This window comes from Pseudomonas sp. Irchel s3f7 (assembly GCF_900187615.1).
In the GTDB taxonomy this organism is placed as follows: Bacteria; Pseudomonadota; Gammaproteobacteria; order Pseudomonadales; family Pseudomonadaceae; genus Aquipseudomonas.
The window spans coordinates 114,281-134,172 of record NZ_FYDO01000020.1 but is presented as its reverse complement, the minus strand read 5'-3'; the positions used below and the strand labels follow the sequence as shown (position 1 = coordinate 134,172).

10 protein-coding genes are annotated in these 19,892 nt (G+C 61.5%); 2 read left to right on the top strand and 8 right to left on the bottom strand.

All coding sequences use genetic code 11. The features are described 5' to 3' along the window. Both CKW19_RS18415 and CKW19_RS18410 read left to right on the top strand, forming a co-directional pair. A partial coding sequence (locus CKW19_RS18415) for an RHS repeat-associated core domain-containing protein (RefSeq protein WP_177408828.1) occupies nucleotides 1–2,018 on the top strand: 2,018 nt, incomplete at its 5' end. Next, nucleotides 2,015–2,419 carry a hypothetical protein gene (locus tag CKW19_RS18410; protein WP_095059135.1) on the top strand — a complete coding sequence of 135 codons (405 nt, stop codon included), beginning with the start codon at nucleotides 2,015–2,017 and terminating at the stop codon, nucleotides 2,417–2,419. The genes CKW19_RS18415 and CKW19_RS18410, both read left to right, overlap by 4 nt. 213 nt (nucleotides 2,420–2,632) lie before the next feature. Here the strand turns inward: CKW19_RS18410 and CKW19_RS18405 are convergent, their stop codons facing one another. From CKW19_RS18405 to CKW19_RS18370, 8 genes are all read right to left on the bottom strand, one after another. Beyond that, a complete protein-coding gene (locus CKW19_RS18405; protein WP_256580351.1) occupies nucleotides 2,633–2,878 on the bottom strand; it encodes a hypothetical protein in 246 nt (81 codons plus the stop codon). 92 nt (nucleotides 2,879–2,970) lie between these two features. After that, nucleotides 2,971–3,189 (bottom strand): hypothetical protein, encoded by a 219-nt coding sequence (locus CKW19_RS18400; protein WP_095059134.1) that lies wholly within the window; start codon nucleotides 3,187–3,189, stop codon nucleotides 2,971–2,973. 199 nt (nucleotides 3,190–3,388) lie between these two features. Then, a complete protein-coding gene (locus CKW19_RS18395) occupies nucleotides 3,389–3,856 on the bottom strand; it encodes a glycine zipper domain-containing protein (RefSeq protein ID WP_095059133.1) in 468 nt (155 codons plus the stop codon). Nucleotides 3,857–3,967: 111 nt separating this feature from the next. After that, a complete protein-coding gene (locus CKW19_RS18390; protein WP_095059132.1) occupies nucleotides 3,968–4,336 on the bottom strand; it encodes a bacteriocin in 369 nt (122 codons plus the stop codon). Nucleotides 4,337–4,646: 310 nt separating this feature from the next. Continuing rightward, nucleotides 4,647–4,835, bottom strand: a complete 189-nt coding sequence (locus tag CKW19_RS29135) for a hypothetical protein (protein ID WP_095059130.1) — start codon at nucleotides 4,833–4,835, stop codon at nucleotides 4,647–4,649. 147 nt (nucleotides 4,836–4,982) lie between these two features. Further along, entirely contained in the window at nucleotides 4,983–5,303 is a 321-nt protein-coding gene (locus CKW19_RS18380) for a YbjQ family protein (RefSeq protein ID WP_095059129.1), read from the bottom strand. A 106-nt stretch (nucleotides 5,304–5,409) separates the two neighbouring features. Beyond that, the gene (locus CKW19_RS18375; protein ID WP_095059137.1) at nucleotides 5,410–5,592 is read right to left on the bottom strand and encodes a hypothetical protein; all 183 of its coding nucleotides are present in this window, start codon (nucleotides 5,590–5,592) and stop codon (nucleotides 5,410–5,412) included. Nucleotides 5,593–5,861: 269 nt separating this feature from the next. After that, entirely contained in the window at nucleotides 5,862–19,778 is a 13,917-nt protein-coding gene (locus CKW19_RS18370; RefSeq protein ID WP_095059128.1) for an autotransporter-associated beta strand repeat-containing protein, read from the bottom strand. Nucleotides 19,779–19,892 lie beyond the last annotated feature (114 nt).

The window sequence follows — 19,892 nt, the reverse complement described above, 5'->3', positions numbered from 1 at the left end:
ACCGCTACGACCACGCGCAGCTGCTGCTCACCGAGATCGAGAACGAGTCCGGCGAGCGCTATCGCCTGGACTACACGGCGGGCGGATTGATCCGACAGGAAACCGGCTTCGATGGGCGGCGCACCGCTTATGCCTACGACCGCAACGGGCAGTTGCTGGAGAAAACCGAGTTCGGCGATGACGGCTCTACGTTGGTTACGGCGTACGAGCGGGACAGCGCCGGGCGCCTGCTGCTCAAGACCCTGCCCGACGGCATTGAGGTTCGTTACCGCTACGACAGCCTTGGGCGGCTGATCAATGTCGACGACGGCCACGACCACCCGCTGGAATTCGAATACGACCGCCAGGACCGCTTGATCACCGAACACCAGGGCTGGGGCACCCTGCGTTACGGTTATGACAGCTGCGGCCGGCTTCAACGTTTGCGCCTGCCCGACGCCAGCGTGCTCGAGTATCGGCATGGCCAGGACGGTGCGCTGACGGCGATCGACCTCAACGGTTCACGGTTGACCGCGCACAGCTTTAGCCAAGGTCGCGAACAGCAGCGCCAGCAAGGCCTGCTGCTCAGTGAATACGCCTACGACGATCAGGGCCGTTTGCAGGCGCATGCCGTCAGCCAGAACCGCCAATCGCTGTACCGCCGCGATTATGCCTACAGCGCCAACGGCAACCTCGACGCCCTGTCCGACACGCGACACGGCCAGCGCCGTTACCAGTACGACCCGCTCGACCGCCTGACCAGCGTGCGCCACACCCGCGCACAACCGCCGGAAAACTTCACCCACGACCCGGCCGGCAACCTGCTGATCCACGACCGCCCCGGCCCGACGGCGTTCGACGGCAATCGCCTGCTTCGCAACGGCGACAGCCACTACGACTACGACGCCTTCGGCAACCTGATCCGCGAACGCCGCGGCACAACGCCGACGTCAGTCACGGCATACGCCTACGACAGCCAGCACCGTCTGATCCGCCACACCGCCGCCGACGGCCGCGAAACGTCCTACCGCTACGACGCTTTCGGCCGACGCATCCAGAAAACCGTCGACGGCCAGACCACGCAGTTTTTCTGGCAAGGCGACCAGCTCGTCGCCGAAAGCGGCCCGAAGCACTACCGCAGCTACGTCTACGAACCCGGCACCTTCCGCCCGCTGGCCCTGCTCGACGGCAAAGGCCCGAAAAAAGCCTGCCCGTTCTACTACCAACTCGACCACCTCGGCACCCCGCAAGAACTCACCGCCTACAGCGGCGAAATCGTCTGGTCGGCGCAGTACAACGCCTACGGCAAGGTCAGCCAACTGACTCATGGCGGCGGCGAGCAACTGGAACAACCGCTGCGTTTTCAGGGGCAGTACTTCGACGCGGAAAGCGGCCTGCACTACAACCGGCATCGGTATTACCACCCGGACATCGGGCGTTATCTGACGCCAGATCCGCTGAAGCTCGCGGGTGGGCTGAATTCGTATCAGTACACGCGCAATCCGACGGGGTGGGTGGATCCGTTGGGGTTGGCTGAATGTCCGGGGGGGGATGGGTGCAAAAAGCCGTCGATTGGGGAGCATGATCCGGCGGGGAAGGCGAAGGTGGATGAGGGAGCACCCAATGCGCCCTATTCAAAACCTAAAAATCGATATCTTTACCGAGGAGACTCACGGGAACCCTGGGAGATTTTTGACGTTGGATTTGAACCACTCGGAGAGAGTATGGATGTTTATTTACACGCACGAGACAACCGAAATCCTCCAAGCTTTTTTGTCAGTACGTCGACTTCAGAAACACAAGCAATAAACTTTGCAACCGGGCAAGGATTTGAAGATGGATTCGTCTATACAATAAAAAATATTCGCGGGATAGATGTAAATAAAAAACTCGGCATTCTTTCGCCTCATAGAAGAGAAGTCGAGATAGCGATGCCAGGAGGCATAGATAGCAAAGATATTCTAGGCGCCTCTCCCGTTAACGCTGATGGTAGCTACAAGGGTTACTCAATACCTAATCCAAACAGGAAATGGCCATGAAGATTATTGAAATACCGACAAGCACAAATGGGATTACTCAGAAAATCTTTATTGAATGTGATCGGCAAAAGCGAACGATCGGATTAGTGATGGAGGACGGCTCAAAAAAAATCTATGCAGCACATGACTTGTATGAATGCCTCGGACTATTACGAGCCGACTTTTCAGAAACGAAATTCTTCTGTAAAGGAGCGAAGCTCAATGTCTACCCATCAAGAATGGCATCACAAATGTCTGCTGGTATAGTGGCTTATGAACTTACGTTAGGCCAAACATCTGAACCGGAAGATATAGTCAACATTTTCGACTATGAAGAAACAGACATTACAAACGACATTCAAGAGCAAAGGGAATTTTATAAGCAATGGATTGACTCCTTTCCAAAGCAACCGGAGGTATGAATTGATTCTCTTTTCTCACGGTCTGGCATGATCATTACTATAATGAGACCGAGGATCATACTTAACGTCATATACAAAAACCCAGCGGATCGCTGGGTTATAAACTTCGGAGCAGGAACTGAAACTAACCACCCGCCCCCACACTCGTATTCTCCTCAGAACGACCTGATCCTCCAGCCCCCCCAGGACCACTCTCCCTCAAACCGCCACCACTCATAGACCCACTCCCCTTCCCCGGATTTGTATTACTCCCATCCGCATCCCCCCATTCCCGCCACCAATACTGCCTGGTGGCAACACATTCTCTGGTCCCGACTTCTCTGCGTTCATTTCCGTATAGGGCGGCATTCCACCCTTGTCGACTGGCGGCCCGCCGCCCGAAGACTGAACAAAGGCAATCAATGAATTGGCCGATAACAATCCAGCTACCGTCAACGCGATCACTTTTGACCTGATCATGGTGCACCTCCTTTCAAAGTCGCATACCTGATCTGGCAGCCGCGCTGTTTCAAGGGGGTAGCTCCATCAACTCGCGGCCCTGGAAATATGGATCAGCTCGGCTCACCCAAGCCGTCCTCATCGGCACTATCTGAATCATCAGGATTCGCCTCAACATCACTATCACCACGCCTTACATCCTCGTTCGGCACTTGCTCGACACCTGCCTCGTCATCAGGCGGGCGCTGATCGCGGCTTAAGGAATCGGTAGGGGACGGCAGCGGATACTCCGGCGTTTCGTCGATATCGGAGTCTTTCGGATCAGTGTTCATCTGGCACCTCTCATGGGGCCTGAAATACAGGCTCTGATGTTTTGAGGGCCAGGGCGATGACCGCGTTCGATCCAGAAGACAACCGGTCATTCGACTGCAAGACTCGATCAATCGGCCTACAGGTCACTGCTACGAAGTCCGAGCGACAGAAACAAGAAACCCGGCACCGGGCCGGGTTTCTGCTGTTAAGCCCTGTGGCTCAATGATTTTTATTCTTGTATTTGTTCTTATGTTTATGACCCCCACCGGAATGGGAGTGGTCATTATCGGTGCCCAGGTTGTTGCCGACGGCACCACCCACTGCTCCACCCACGCCAGCGCCAATGGCCGACCCGGTCGAGCCTCCGAGGCTGTTACCGATCACCGAACCACCCGCCGAGCCCAAACCGCCGCCAACCGCCGCTTCTGTGCGACTGCCCTTGGGCGCCGCGACCGCGCTGCCCGCCGCCCCGCCCACGCCAGCGCCAATGGCTGCACCGGTGCTGCCGCCCATTTGCCCACCGACGACGTTACCCAACACCCCGCCAAGACCGCCGCCTACCGCCGCATCACCATCACCTGCAGCCAGCGCAACCGGGGCAATCAACAAGCCAAAAACAAACGCAGGCAACGACAAACGTCGAACATTCAGACTCGTAGAATTATTGCCTTGGGCTTTCGGGTTCATGGCACGCCTCACGATCTTCCAGGGTATGCAGTATTTGAGGCGTTAAAGCGCGAAACGTTCATAAACGAAAAAGCCCGGCATCAAGCCGGGCTTCTCGAGAGTCGATCAGGATCAGTGACCCTTTTTACCGTGGGCCAGGTTGCTGCCCACGCCGCCGCCCAACGCACCGCCCAGACCTGCACCGATGGTCGAACCGGTTTTGCCGCCCAGGCTATTGCCGATCACCGAACCACCCGCGGCGCCAACACCACCACCGATCGCTGCGCTGGTGCGATGACCTTTTTTGGCGGCCGCTGCACTGCCTGCCGCGCCAGCCACGCCAGCACCAATCGCAGCACCGGTGCTGCCGCCCATGCTCTGACCCACGACGTTACCCAGTGCGCCGCCCAAACCACCGCCGATTGCGGCGGTGCCGTCGCCAGCCATTGCACCTTGAGTAACCAAAAGCCCCAGAATCACAGCAGGCAGTGTTAAACGCATCACGAAAACCTCAAAAATAGAGCTAAACAAAGAAGGGGCGAGATTGAATGCTTTCGTGCAGACGATGTCCAGCACGCCGGTTCAACATCGCGTTTTGCGAGCGTTGGACAGCGTTTTGGGGAAAGGTTTTATTGCGGACAAAAAAAAGCCCGCTGGGGAAACGGGCCAGGTGTTGCTTTCTAACGGATGAGCTGAGACTACGAGGGTGTCTGTGAAAACTTTGTGAAAAATCTCTGGCAGATGATTGCTGGTTACAAATCTTTCCGGCAAGAAAAACCCCGCTCATTGGCGGGGTCTGCTTTCGGGTCAATTACTTCCTGACAGGGGTAGGAACCTTGGGTAGGAATTTGCCCTTCTGGACTCGGCAAGCTCGGGTTTTGATTCTGTCGACCTCCGTCTGGTCTTCACCAAAGCTGGCTACATACTCGGTCTGCCCACACTGTACATAGTTGTTGATCGGAAACTCTGCACCGTCGTCCTCGATATACGGATCAGCCATCTCTTCACCCCTCTCCAAACGGAATCGATACCGGCAAGTCCGGATTTGCCTGAAAAATACCGACCACCAAGGGTTTCAGACTAGCCGGTCACAACCAGACCTGTCATCCAGCTTACTGCGTGCCCGACGAATGACTTACTCCCTGTTTCATCCAAGCTTGACCGCCGTCCCGGTCACAAACACCACCACCATTCCACCCTTGCCGGCTGGCATGCTGATCTCAAAATCCAGCCCCACCACCGCATCCGCATGAAGGGCGCGCGCCCGCTCCTTGATTTCGTCGGTGGCCTGCATCCGCGCTTCCTGCAACGCGCGCTCCAACGTCTGGGAACGCCCGCCAAAGATATCCCGCATCCCGGCGAAGACGTCGCGGACAACGTTGATCCCCTGCACAGACTCGGCGCTGACAATGTCCAGGTAAGCCGTGATTTGTCGGCCTTCAATGGTTTGGGTCGTGGTGGTGATCATGGAGCTTCCTTTGGTCGATTTCTGGGGTTTCACGCAAGGCGTTTAACAGGACACGCCACTGCAGAAGCCATTGATAACGCTTTCTTACAGGCTTCGGTAAATGGAATTACAGAAGTTTGATCAACACTGTAGTGACAGTCGCTACAGTCCCAATCAGGCCTGTGGCAACGGCCATCGGATACCAAAAAGTCTCGCGGGTCATCTTTCCAGCCTCAGCGTTCAACTTGCGCTGCTCGGCCATGAGCTTGACGATCTCCACATGAATCTTTTCCAGCTCCGCCTGTTCCATGGTGAGGTCCTGCATGACGAGTGTGTATCCACCCCGGTAGAGGCACGTGCCCGTCACGTCGCCGTTTGATCCATTTTGTACCAGAAAGCGAAAAAACGACCACCCCTACCGAATTGGCGCCCTGCAAAAATATTACGGCCCAAAACGCACAAAACCCCTGGCTTCTTTCGAAACCAGGGGTTTTGTTTACATCGAATTTGGCGGTGAACGAGTCCGCCAAATCAATATCCAGCTACAGCCACGACAATCCTATAAGCCATCAGCCCCCCTTACCAAGTCCAGCGTACTCCGAGGCTAACCTGCTGCTGACTCACATCGCTGCCACCCAGGTTCGCGCCTATCACCGAAGCCGTGCCAAATACCCTCAGATCCTGAGTGACCTGGGCCTCCAGCCCCACATCCAGAGTTGCGTTCAATCCCAAGTCATGTCCGGAGAAGTCCTGCCGTGTCCCGCCCGGCAGTGTCACTTCCAGGTTTGTTGAGTTTTCCCCCAGGGTGTCCTGCAACCCTACGGTCAGCCAAGGTTTCAGGGTCGCGCCGCCATCCGTCACGACGGTCTTTTCGAGGCGCACCGCAGTCCTCACTAACCCCAGTACATCGTCCTTTATATTCAGTTGCTTGCCGCTTGAGTCGGTCTTGTCATCCCAGCGCATGTGGATGGCACTCGCCTGGAACTGCGGCTCTACTACCCACCCGTTGCTCAGGGGAAACCTGTGCCCTACTTGTCCACTGAGACTCAAGATGTCGCCGTGCACCTGCTCGCTGAAGCCATCGGACGAACGGACCTGCGCATCGGGCAGCAGAGCCGTCAGGCTCAGGTCGGCATAGGTGCCGCTCTGCCAATCCAGGCTTCCATAGGCGCCAAACGCCAGTGCGTCCATGTCCACGTCGGATCTGCCCACACTCACCGGACCGGTCGAACTCTCGCCTGTGGTCGAGTAATTGCCCCGCTGCTGGCCGATGAACAGACCGCCACGCATGCGGGAAGCCTGTTCGTCCACGAACAGGTGGTCGTAGCCGGCATAGAGCCCCGTGCTGTTGCCATCGAACTCGAACCCCGGATTCGATTCCATCGACAAGTGACTGCCGATGGCGGCCAGCCATAACCCTTCGCAGGTGCCGAACCACTCCAGACCAATGCGCGTGCGCTCTTCCTCGCTGCGGTTGCAGTAGGGGTTATCCCCACGGCCGCCGGCCATGCGGTCAAACAGCAGTCGGTTGTTATCCAGAGTCATGCTATAGCCGATATCCGGCACCACCGTATAGCCGGGAATCTCCGGCAACAGCAATTTGTCGGCCGAACTCAAATACCAGTCCGAGTCATTCTCGCCCTGAGCGAAATTCCAGGCCAGGACACTACCGTTCAAACGCACGGTCTTGTCCGACACGAAGCCTCCGGCGGTCGACGGATTGTCATTGGGGCTGCTGATGACTCGGATCGTTGTCCCCGGCTTGGCCTCAGTGCCATCGTTGGCGAAATTGACACGCGTCGAACCGACCACATCACCGCCTATGTCCAACCCACCAGACGTACCGGCGGAGGCAGCGACCTGCACGTCGAGGGTGCCGTTACCGCCGTAGTCGCCGCTGATCGCCAGACGGTGCGATCCGACATCAATCAAGCCGTCGTTATGAACGCTTCCTCCAATGCTTGCACCGGAGCGGGCGAGCAGGCGCGAAGTGCTGTCGAGAGTCAGTAGACCAGCGTTCAGGTCGAGTGGACTGGCCAGCGCGAAAACGCTGCCGTCGAGTAATTCGACCTGCTCCCAATTGTTCAGCGCCGGAGCACCGGTACCGAGGTCCAGACCGCTGAAACTGAGGTGGTCATCGCCTTCCCCCCCACCCAGACTGCGCAGACCGCTCAAATCACCGCCGATGAAGCTGACCGAGTCATTACCGGTACCGAAGTCCAGCATGCCGCGCACGGTGCCTCTCGAGGTGAAGCTGTCATCTGCGGCGGTACCCGCATAGCTGCCCTGCACGTCGAGCGTGGCACCGGCGGCGACCGTCGTGTTTTGCGCCTTGACGCTGCCGTTGGCGCCCACGTTCAAGGTGCCGGCGAGCACATTGACCGTGGTGAATTCCGACCCCAACGGGCCGTTGATGTTGAGCACGCCGACATTGGTCTTGCTCAGGGTCTCGAAGCCCTGCACGGCGCCCAGGTCGGCGCTCGCCGCGATGTCGGCATTGAAGACGTCGTTGCCTGCTCCTGCTGCCACCGTGCCCAGGATTTTAGTGCCATCGTGGATGGTCAGCGTGTCGTCGCCATCACCCAGTGCAAAGATCCCGCCCCCGGTGTCGAGTGTGCCGGCGACATCCAGCACGTCGTTGCCCGCACCCAGGTCGCCACTGGCCAGCAGCGTGCCGCCCGCACCGATCGACACCGTATTGGTGCCGGCGTTGCCGGTGATCGTCGCCGCCGTACCGCCGACCGCCTGCAACCTGCCGTCGACATTCAGCGTGGTGTTGTCACCCAGCGCGACGGTCGGCGTATTCAACGTGCCATCCACGTCCAGGGTGCCGGCATTGAGCGCGGTACCACCGGAGAAGGTACTGGTGCCGACCAGGGTCGCGACGCCTATGTTGTCCTTGGTGAGGAATTCGAAGTTGGTCGTGTGGAGGCCGTCGAGTGTCATCGCCGCGACATTGTTCAACACGACGGTGTCGCCTGCGCCGTTCGCGCCACCGTCGATGACGTTGTTCAGCACCGCGCCATCGTTGAGGGTCAACGTATCGTCGCCGCCACACAGATCGATGGCGCCGCTACCACTGACGGTGCCCGACACGCTCATCGTGTCGTTGCCGGCGCCGCAGCCGTAGCTGCCGTCCACATTCAACGTCGCACCGCTGCTCACCACAGTGGCGAGCGTGCTGCCAGCGGTCGCCACCACGCTGGCGTTGGGGCCGACATTCAGGGTACCGCCCAGCACGTTGACTTCCTGAAGATCGGTCGCGCCCGGCCCGTTGATGTTGAGCACGCCGGCCCCGGTCTTGGTCACACCCTCGAAGTTCAGCAATTCGCCCAGGTTGGTGGTCAGGTTGATGTCGTAGACGCGGGTATCCTGCCCGGCGCCGCCGTCGATCGTGCCCAGCACCACAGTGGCGTCGTGAACCACGAAGTTGTCGTCGCCATCACCCAGTGCAAAGATCCCGCCCCCGGTGTCGAGTGTGCCGGCGACATCCAGCACGTCGTTGCCCGCGCCCAGGTCGCCAATGGCCAGCAGCGTGCCGCCCGCGCCGATCGACACCGTATTGGTGCCGGCGTTGCCGGTGATCGTCGCCGCCGTGCCGCCGACCGCCTGCAACCTGCCGTCGACATTCAGCGTGGTGTTATCACCCAGCGCGACGGTCGGCGTATTCAACGTGCCATCCACGTCCAGGGTGCCGGCATTGAGCGCGGTACCACCGGAGAAGGTACTGGTGCCGGCCAGGGTCGCGACGCCAACGTTGTCCTTGGTGAGGAATTCGAAGTTGGTCGTATTGCTGCTATCGAACGTCATCGCCGCTGCATTGTTCAATACGACGGTGTCGCCTGCGCCGTTTGCGCCGCCGTCGATGACGTTGTTCAGCACCGCGCCATCATTGAGGGTCAGCGTATCGTCGCCGGCAGCCAGGTCGATGGTGCCACTGCCGCTCACCGTACCGGACATGTTGAAGCTGTCGTTGCCCGCGCTGCCCGTGTAGACGCCATCGACATTCAACGTCGTGCCGCTCGCCACCGACGTGGTGAGCACGCCGTTGATCGCTCCGCCGGCACCGATGTCCAGCGTGCCACCCGCCACATTGACGGCAGTGAAGCTCGAGCTCGCCGGCCCATCGACGTGGAGTGTGCCGATGTTGCTCTTGGTCAGGGTCTCGAAATTGATCGCGCCGCCCAGCGTGGCGTTGCCTGCAATGTCCGCCAGGAAGGTATCGGTACCCGCCCCACCGTCTACGGCATTCGCCAGGCCCGAAAGATCGGCGCCGTCCTGGACAGTGAAGGTGTCGTCGCCGTCGAGCAGATCAACGGGGCCCGTGCCTGTCAGCCTGCCGGCTACGGTCATTGTGTCGTTACCGCTCGTGCCGGTGAAGCTGCCGTCCACGTTCAACGTCGCGCCGTTGGCGACCGTGGTGTCCTGTGCCGATACAGTGGCGCTTGGCCCGATGTTCAGCGTGCCGCCGAGTACATCGACTTGCAGCAGGTTGGTCGCGGCGGGGCCGTTGATGTTGAGGGTGCCGACACCGGTCTTGGTCACACCTTCGAAGTTGACCAGCGTGCCCAGGTCGGCGGTCAGGTTGATGTCGTAGATGCGGGTGTCCAGGCCGGCGCCACCGTCGATGGTGCCGATGATATTGGTGCCGTCGTGCACGGTGAAGGTATCGTCGCCATCGCCCAGCGTGAAGATTGCGCCCTGCGTGTCAACCGTGCCGAGTACATCGAGCACATCGTTGCCGGCGCCCAGGTCGCCGCTGGCGAGCAACGTTCCGCCCGCCCCCACAGTGACGGTGTTAATGCCCGCACTGCCGGTGATCGTCGCGGCCGTGCCGCCCGTGTCTTGCAGCGAACCATCGACATTGAGCGTCGTGTTGTCGGCAAGCGCCACTGTCGGCGTACTCAGCACACCGTCCACATCCAGCGTGCCGCTATTGATGGTGGTGCCGCCAATGAAGCTCTGTGTGCCGGTCAGTGTCGCCGTGCCGGTGTTGTCCTTCTGAAGGAGTTCGAAGTTGATCGTGTTGCCGGCGTTGAAGCTCAGCGCGTTGGCGTTGTTCAGCACGACAGTGTCGCCTGCGCCATGTGCGCCGCCGTCGATGACGTTGTTCAGCGCCGCACCGTCGTTGAGCGTCAGCGTGTCGTCGCCGGCAGCCAGGTCGATGGTGCCACTGCCGCTGACCGTGCCGGACACGTCGACGCTGTCGTTGCCCGCGCTGCCTGTGTAGACGCCATCGACATTCAAGGTCGCGCCGCTTGCCACCGTCGTGGTGACCACGCCGTTGATCGCGCCGGCGGCACCGACATCCAGTGTGCCGCCGAGGACATTGACCGTGGTGAACGACGAAGACGCCGGGCCATCGACATTGAGCGTGCCGATGTTGGTCTTGGTCAGCGTCTCGAAGTTGACTACACCACCCAGGATCGCACTGCCGGCGATGTCGGCCAACACCGTATCCGTTCCGTTTCCGCCACTCAGCGCATTGACCAGACCCGACAGATTCGCGCCGTCGTTCAGGATCAGCGTGTCGTCGCCGTCACACAGGTCGATGGTGCCGCTGCCCGTCACCGTGCCGCCCACGGTCATCGTGTCGGTGCCGGTGCCGCAGCCATAGCTGCCGTCCACATTGAGGGTGGCGCCACTCGCAACGAGCGTATTGAGCGGACTACCGTCGGCGGGCCCCTCCACGATGCCATCCAGCCCGATGTTCAACGTGCCCTCCAGCACGTTGACGTTCTGGATGGAGGACGGGAACAACACGTCAACGGTATCGCCATTGATGTTCAGGATGCCGGTGCCGGTCTTGGTCAGGACCTCAAACTGAACCAGTGCGCCGAGATCGGCAGTCAGGTTGATATCGGCGATGGCGGTGTCGGTGCCATCGCTGCCGTAGACGACGCCATCCACCACCGCCCCGTCGTGCAGGGTGAACAAATCGTCGCCGGCGCCCAGCGAAAGCACGCCGCTGAAGCCGCTGCCATTCGTGTCGAGTTCACCGAACACGTCCAGCACGTCGTTGCCGCCCGCCAAGTCGCCTGCCGCAAACAGTAAGCCGCCGGCCCCGACCGTTACCGTGTTGACGTCATCATCACCGCCGAGAAACACTTCGGCGCCATTGAAGCCTCTTACCACGCCGTCAACGTTGAGCGCCGTGCCGCCAAACAGAACCAAAGTCGACGTCTCCAGCGTGCCGTCCACATCCAGCGTGCCTGCCATCACATCGACGCTGTTGAAACCCTGGGTTCCGATCAGGGTCGCAATTCCCGTGTTTTCCTTCTGCAGGAGCTCGAAGTTGGTCGTGTTGCCAGCGTCGAACGTAAAGGCGTTGGCGTTGTTCAGCACGACGGTATCGCTGGCGTTGCCGCCGCTGACGACGTTGCTCAGCACTGCGCCATCGTTGAGGGTCAGCGTGTCATCGCCGTTACACAGGTCGATGGTGCCGGAACCCGACACCGTGCCGGACACCGTCATGGCATCGTTGCCGTCGCCGCAACCGTAGCTGCCGTCGACGTTCAAGGTCGCACCACTGCCCACTACCGTGGTGAGTGTGCTGCCCAGGGTCGCCACCACGCTGCCGGCGGGTCCGATGTTCAACGTACCGCCCAGCACGCTGACTTCCTGCAGATCGGTCGCGCCGGGGCCGTTGAGGTTGAGAGTGCCGGTACCGGTCTTGGTCACACCTTCGAAGTTGACCAGTTGGCCCAGGTCGGCGGTTAGATTGATGTCGTAGACGCGAGTGTCCACGCCGGCACCACCGTCGATAGTGCCGATGACATTGGTGCCGTCGTGCACGGTAAAGGTGTCGTCGCCATCGCCCAGCGCGAAGCTCCCGCCCAGCGTGTCGAGCGTACCGACCACGTCGAGCACATCGTCGCTGGCCCCAAGGTCGCCGGTCGCGACCAGCGTGCCATCGACCGTCACCGTATTGATGCCGGCGCTGCCAGTGATCGTCGTGGCCGTACCACCCGCGCCCTGCAGTGAACCATTGACATTAAGCGTCGTGTTGTCGGCAAGCGTCATGGTCGGCGTAGTCAGCGCACCGTCCACATCCAGCGTGCCGCCATTGATCGCCGTGCCGCCGCTGAAGCTCTGTGTCCCGGTCAGCGTCGCCGTGCCGGTGTTGTCCTTCTGCAGGAATTCGAAGTTGACGATGTTGCCGCCGTTGAGGGCAAATGCGCCGGCGTTGTTCAACACCACCGTGTCGCCTGCGCCATGCGCGTCACCGTCGAGTGGATTGGCCAGCCCGCTCAGGTCAGCGCCGTCGTTCAAGGTCAGTATGTCGTCGCCGCCGAGCAGGTTGATCGTGCCCGTGCCATTGACCGTGCCCGACACCGTGAAGGTGTCGTTGCCCGTGGTGCCTTGGTACGTCCCGTCCACGGTCATTGTCGCGCCCGAGGACACCACGGTGGTCTGCGGATCGACGACGGTACCCGCAGCGATGTACAGCGTCCCGCCCTGCACCAGCACCGTATCGAACTGCGAAGTCACCGGTCCGTTGATATTGAGCGTGCCGACATTGGATTTGATCAGGGTTTCGAAATTGACCGCGCCCCCCAGGGCCGCGGTGGTGGCGATGTCGGCCGTCAGCGTATCGATGCCGAGGCCACCGTCGATCGAGGTCGTCAGACCGCTTAGATCCGCGCCATCCTGTAGCGTTAACTGATCGTCGCCATCGAGCAAGTCGACGGTGCCCGTCCCCGCAACATCGCCTGCAACGGTGAAGCTGTCAGAACCTGTGGTGAAACCCAGGCTGCCGTTGACGTTCAGCGCCGCGCCGCTGGCGACCGTCGCCTCGGATACCCCGGTAAAGCTGGCCGCGGCATTGATGTTCAAGATGCCGGCCAGCACGTTGACGGTCGTGAAGTCCGAACCCGTCGGGCCATTGAAGTTGAGTGCGCCGACGCCGGTCTTGGTCAGGGTTTCAAACCCTTGCACGGCGCCCACGTCTGCGCTGGTATTGATATCAGTGGCGAAAGTATCGGTGCCCGCACCCGCCGTCACGGCGCCGATGATGTGAGTGCCGTCGTGGATGCTCAGCGTGTCATCGCCGTCGCCGAGTGCGAAAGTACCGCCATCGGTATCGAGCGTGCCGGCCACGTCCAGGACATCGTCGCCGCCACCCAGATCGCCACTGGCGACCAGGTTGCCGCCAGCCCCCACCGTCAAGGTATTCGCGCCGGCACTGCCGGTGATCGTGGCCGCTGCTCCGCCAACACTCTGCAGTGAGCCATTGACATTGAGCGTCGTGTCGTCCGCCAGTGCCACGGTGGGCGTTTCCAGCGCACCCACCACATCCAGTGCGCCGCCGTTGATCGTGGTTCCGGCACTGAAACTCTGACTGCCGGTCAGGGTGGTGACGCCGCTGTTCTGCTTGAGCAGGCTTTCGAAGCCCGCAGTCGCGCCGCCGTTGAAGGTCAGTGCCAGGGCATTGTCGAGCACCAACTGGTCATTGCCGGTTCCGGCATCGATACCCACGCCGCTGATCACGGCGCCGTCATGCAGGGTCAAGGTTTCGTCCCCCGCTCCCAGGTCGAGGGCGGCGCCATCGGTGTTGAGCGTACCTGCGAGGGTGACGTTGTCGGTGCCATCACCCAGGCTGCCGTTTGCTTGCAGCGTCGCGCCGCTGTTGATGTTGAGGGTGTTGGCGCCGGCGCTGCCGGTGAGGGTTGTAGTCGTCCCGCCCATGCCCTGCACTGTGCCATCCACGTTCAAGGTGGTGGCGTCCGCCATCGAGACGGTCGAGGTATCGAACGTACCGCTCACATCCAGCGTACCGCCGTTGATCGCGGTACCGGCGCTGTAGCTCTGGTTGCCGGTCAGCGTCAGCGTGCCCGTGTTCTGCTTGGTCAGTTGCTCGAAGCCACTGAAACCACCGAAGGTCTTCGCCAGGGCGTTGTTGATCACCAGGCTGTCGGCGGTGCCGGCACCCGCGTCGACGCCGGCGCCGTTGATCACTCCGTCATTGATGGTCAGGGTGTCGTTGCCTGCTCCCAGGTTCAACACCGCAGCACCCGTGTCCAGCGTGCCGGTCACCGTGAGGGCATCACTGCCATCGCCCAAGTCGCCGTTGGTGTGCAGGGTCGCACCGGTGTTGACGTTGATCGTGTTAGCGCCTGCGTCGCCGGTGATCGCGGCAGTCGTTGCGCCCGCCACCTGCACGGTGCCGTCCACGTTCAGGGTGGAGGTACCGCTCATGGCGATGGAACCGGTGTTCAGCACGCCATTCACGTCCAGCGTGCCCGCGCTCACCGTGGTGGCGCCGATACTGTTGCCCGCGGTCAGCGTGGTGGTGCCGGTACCGACCTGCGCAAAGGTGCCCGGACCGCTCATGGTGGCGTTGAAGATGACCGTATCACTGCGATTCATCGACAACGTCGAGGTCGCCGAATCGACGATCACGTTGCCGGTGCCGAGATTGCCCGACGTGTTGCCGTCGCCGATCGTCAGGTTGCCGTCGTTGATGACGGTGTTGCCGGTGTACGTGTTGTTGCCAGTCAGGACCCAAGTGCCGCTGCCGTTTTTGGCCAGCGTGGTAATGCCGGTGCCGCTGTTGCCGATCACGCCGGCCACGGTGTTGTTACCGGTGTTGGTGCCGCCCAGGGCGACGGTGCGCGCCACGTTCGGATTCGATAGCCCGATCGTGCCGGGATTGGTGAGGTTGATCGCGCCCGTACCGGACGATTCGAGGAACGAAACGCCGCCCGCCAGCGTGAACAGTCGATCACTGCTGTCGCCCGCGCCGGTGTAGCGCAAGGTCGAGCCGTTGCCAATCACCAGGTTGGCGGCCGCACTGGACGCCGCGCCGATACCGCTGGCCGTGCCGCCATTGCTGAGTTTGCTGACCCCGAGCACGCCGCCGTTGATGGTGGTGACACCGGTGTAGTTGCTGGTGTTGTTGGTCAGGATCCAGGTGCCGGTGCCGGTCTTGGTCAGCGAGCTGACGCCCGCACCGTTGTTGTCGAGCTGCGCCGACAGCGTGTTGTTGCCGGTGTTGGTACCGTTGAGCGTCAACGTGCGCGCGACGCCGGTGCCGGTCAACGCAATAGCGCCGACGTTGGTCAGGTTCAATGCTCCTGTGCCCGAGGAATCCAGCGAGCCACCGCCCGTGCCGAGCGTGAACAGGCGATCGCTGCTTTGGCCCGCGCCGCTGTACGACAGGGTGGCGCCATTGTTGATGAGCAGGTTGCTTGCGGCCGCACTGCTGGCGCCGGTGCCACTGTTGCTGCCGCCGTCGGCCAGGCAGTCGACGGCCAGGGTGCCGCCATTGATGGTAGTGGTGCCGGTGTAGCTGTTGTTGCATCCGGTCATTCGCTGGACCTGCGCGCCACTCTTGACCAGGTTACCGGCGCCAATGATGTTGCCTGCATAGGCAACGCCAGCCGTATTGTTACCCTGACTGATTGTCAGTGTCTGTCCGCCCAGGTTGATGTTGCCGCCCGTGGTGCCCCCCCCTTGCAACCACGTGAACGACTGATTGAAACCGTTGGCATCCAGCGTGGCGCCGGCCACGTTGCCCATGCTCAGGTAGCCATTGCCAAAGGCCGTGGCTGAGCCGGCCCGCAGGATGCCGGTCTGATCGACCACTGTGCCGCCGGTGTACGTATTGTTACCGGACAGCACCAGCGTGCCGGGCCCTCTCTTGTACAGGGTGCCGGCGCCGCCCACCGCTCCGCTGATGCCCAGGGTGGTCGCCGCATTGGTGACATTAAGCACGCCAAACCCGCTCTGCATCGTCAGCCCGCGATCGATGCTGACGTTGCCACCGGTGTAATTGAGAGTACCGCTGTTGAACAGAACGTTGGAAGCAGCGCTGGTCGATGCGCCGATACCGCTTGCCTGCCCGCCATTGGCCAGACAATCAACGCTAATCCCACCGTTGTTCATGGCGGTGGCGCCGGTGTACGTATTGTTGCAACCGGACATGGTCTGGGTGCCGCCGCCCTGCGTAAAGCCGCCACTACCGCTGATGACCCCGCCGAAGGTCCCGCTGAGAAGCGACGTTAGCGTGGCGGAGCCCAGGTTCACATTGCCGAGGCCCTGTAGCGCCCCGACCGAGATATTGAAACCGTTGAGATCCGCCGTGGCTCCGCTCGCCACGCTCAGGCCGTTGTTTGAAGTGCCAAAAGCCTGGGTGGACCCAGCGCGCAGCGTGCCGGCAGCGACCGTGGTACCGCCCGAGTAGGTATTGGTGCCGGAGAGCACCAGAGTGCCCGGCCCGTCCTTGCGAAAACCGTCATCACCCACTGCCGTACCACTGATGGTCAGGGTCGTGGCAGCGTTGCTCACGCCAATGGCACCCACGCTGCCGCCAGCACCGGGCGTGCCGAGGGTGAAACCACGGTCAGTGCTGGTCGTACCACCGAGGTAACCGAGCGTGCCGCCATTAAGGACGAGACTGCCAGAAGCATTGCCGGACGCACCGATGCCGCTGACCAGACCGCCATTGGCCAGGGTGTTGACCGCCAGTGTGCCGCCGGAGACAGTGGTGATGCCGGTGTAGTCGTTGCCCGCGTTGCCCAGCGTCAGCGTGCCGGCGCCGGTCTTGGTGAACGTGGCGCCATCGGCGCTGGTGACCGGACCGTTGAACGTCAGGTTGCTGGTGGCACTGGTGACATCGACGATACTGCCCAGGATCGAGCCGGATTTGGCAAGGGTGAAACCGCGGTCGCTGGTCGTCGTGGCACCGGTGTAGCGCAGCGTGCTGCCTTCCAGCAACAGATTGGACGATGCCGAGGACGAGGCGCCGATGCCGCTCGCGGTGCCGCCGTTGGTAATGTTGCCGACCGAGAGGATCCCCTGCGACACGGTGGTGGCGCCGGTGTAGGTGTTGTTGGCGTTGGTCAGTGTGACCAGCCCGGTACCGGCCTTGGTGAAGCCGATCCCGGTGCCGTTGTCGACGATCTGGGACCCTATGCTGAAGTTGCCGGTGCCGTTCTGCTGGATGCCCAACACACCACCGCCGGAGGTACCGGTGAGCGAACCGCCCGTGATCGTCTGATTGCTGGCCCCGACCGACGGCGCAACGATGATGGTGCCATCCACACCCAGGGTATTACCGGCGCCCACGGTCACGGTGGAGTTGGCTGCCGCGGTGTACTGCAAGCCGCCGATTTGCTTGCTGCCGCTCACCGTGCCGAAAAAGGGCGAGTTCGCAGTGCCACCGGCATCGCTGAGGATCTCGTTGTTCAGCCAGGCGGAAGCATCGTCCTTGTTGACATAGTCCGTCGTGGTGAAGGCAAGGATGTTGCCACCGACCACCTTGGCATAATTGGTGCCGTTGACCGTGGCCCAACCGCCCAGGGTGGTATTGGTGGTGGTGATGTTGCCACTGCCCGGCAAGTTGAAGTTAACCAGTCCGTCGGTGCGGGTGATCGCTCCCAGGTTAAGCGTCATGCTGCCACCGGTGCCGGATGTCGCGCCAATCGTGTTGTTGCCTGCGGTGACGAGGAGACCGTTGAACGTCTGTGTATTGGCCTCGCCAGCGGCACCGATCACATTGAGCACCCCGCCGCCCATGTTCAGGGTCGAGGCGCTGGAAATGATGTTGCTGGTGGGCGCGGTGGCTGCACCGTAGTCCAACCGCAGCGTGCCGCCGTTGATCGTGGTCGCACCCGTATAGGTGTTGGTCCCGGTGAGGGTTTGCGTGCTGGCCCCGGTCTTGACGAGGCCACCGCTGCCGGTGATGTTGCCGGCGTAGGCGGTACTGATACCCGCAGCATCGCTCAGGTTCAGCGTCCCCGATCCCAGGTCGACGGTGCCGCCCGTACCAGTCAACGAGCGCACCGTGATGTCCAGATCGTTGAGATCCAGCGTACCGCCGCTGTTCACGGCAACCCCACTGGTTGCTCCAAAGGCCGTGGTGCTGCCGGCGCGAAGCGTGCCGCTATTGACCGTGGTGCTACCGGTGTAGGTATTGGCGCCACTGACCAGCCACGTGGAGGCGCCGCTCTTGGCCAGGCCGCCCGTACCCGAGATGACGCCCGAGAGGAGGTTGTCGGCCCCCGTGTAGCTTCCGCCGAGCGTGCCGGTGTTGGTGAGTGCCAGGGTGCCGCTGAGCGCAAGCGCGCCGGTGCCGTCATTGTTGATCGCGCCGCCGTTGAGCCCCCATGTCCGATTGCTGTTATCGCCAGCGCCAGTGTAAGACAAGGCGCCATTGGTGATACCGATGCCACCACCCGTGCCGGTGCCAAAGGAACTGGCGGTGCCAGTGTCCTTGAGCGAGCCGGCCCGTACGGTTACGCCGCTGATGCCGGTGGCGGTCGTATACGTATTGACGTTGCCAAGCGTGATGGTTCTTCCGGCGCCACCGGTATAGGAGACCGACCCATTGCCTGAAATGATGCCCAGCAATGACATGTCGGCGTTATTGGCACTGAAGCTGGTGCCAAAGTTACTGCCACCGGACACGACCATGTTGCCGGTCAGTGTCAACGTGCCTGTCCCTATGTTGCGGAAGGTGAGCGGCGCTACGGTGCCCGCGGCGCTGAGTTGCCAGTTGCGGTTGGAACTGCTGCCGGCACCGAAATAGCTCAGAGTTGCACCAACACCACCGCCGGACCCAAGTGTGATGGTGCCATTGGCCACCGTCGTTGGCGCCCCCAGGGAACTGGCCACGCCCAGATCGGCGATGGAGTTGAACGAAAAGCTGCCGCCATTCCCGTTACCGAAAATGGTCGCCCCGGTATAGTTGCTGGCGGCGTTGGTGAGGCTGACACCGCCATTGAGTCTGAGCCCGCCGGCGCCGGTGAAGCGGGCCGAGCCGACTCCTGCGCCGCTCAGCAAGAGAGTCCCGCTGGTGAGGGTGATGTTCCGGCTCGCTGCGAGGGCACCGGTGCTGCTCAAGCTTGTGCCGCCGGCCATAGTGACACCGTTGCCCGCCGCACCCAGCGCAGAATCGCCGTTGAGGGCCAGGCCGCCGGTATTGACCACGACACCACCGCTAAAGGTGTTGGCGCCGTTGAGGGTGAGGGTACCGGCCCCCGCCTTGGTCAGACCCGCGCTGCCCGCCAGGATCGAGTTGATGGTGGCGCCGCCAGTAACGTTGATGGTGGGCGTGATTCCCCCCAGGGTCAGGGTGCTGCCGCTGAGCGTGTAACCGGTGGTTTGAAAGGTGAGGTTGTGCACGGTGATCGGTGTGCCCAAGGTCACGGTGCCGGCGGTACCACCGAAGAAGGCGTCGTCCAGTGCGACGTTGTTCCAGACGCTGTAGGGGCCGCTGACGCCGTCGTTGTTGGGGCTCCAAAAAGCGCTGGAGAGATTCCAGGTGCCGGTCCCCCCCGAGCCCAGTGTCGTGCCGCTGGTATCCCAATACCGATCGGCCGCCTGCAGTATGGGGCTGAACGCCATGCCCGCCGACAACAACAAGGCCAGCGTCCGGAGCCTGCGAACCCGCCGCCCACCGCGGCGACCTTTACCATGGGACTTCGCATGCTCGCTGACGGCTACGAAAGTACCTGAACGTGCACTCCAGACAAGGCGAAATACATGATTCATGATCTTTCCCTTTTTTTCTTATTGGGTTGTGCCCTGTCGAGTTGCCCGCTCAACACGTACGTGCTGACAACCACACGCACCCAGTGCACGCCGATACGTCAAATCCAGGCAGAT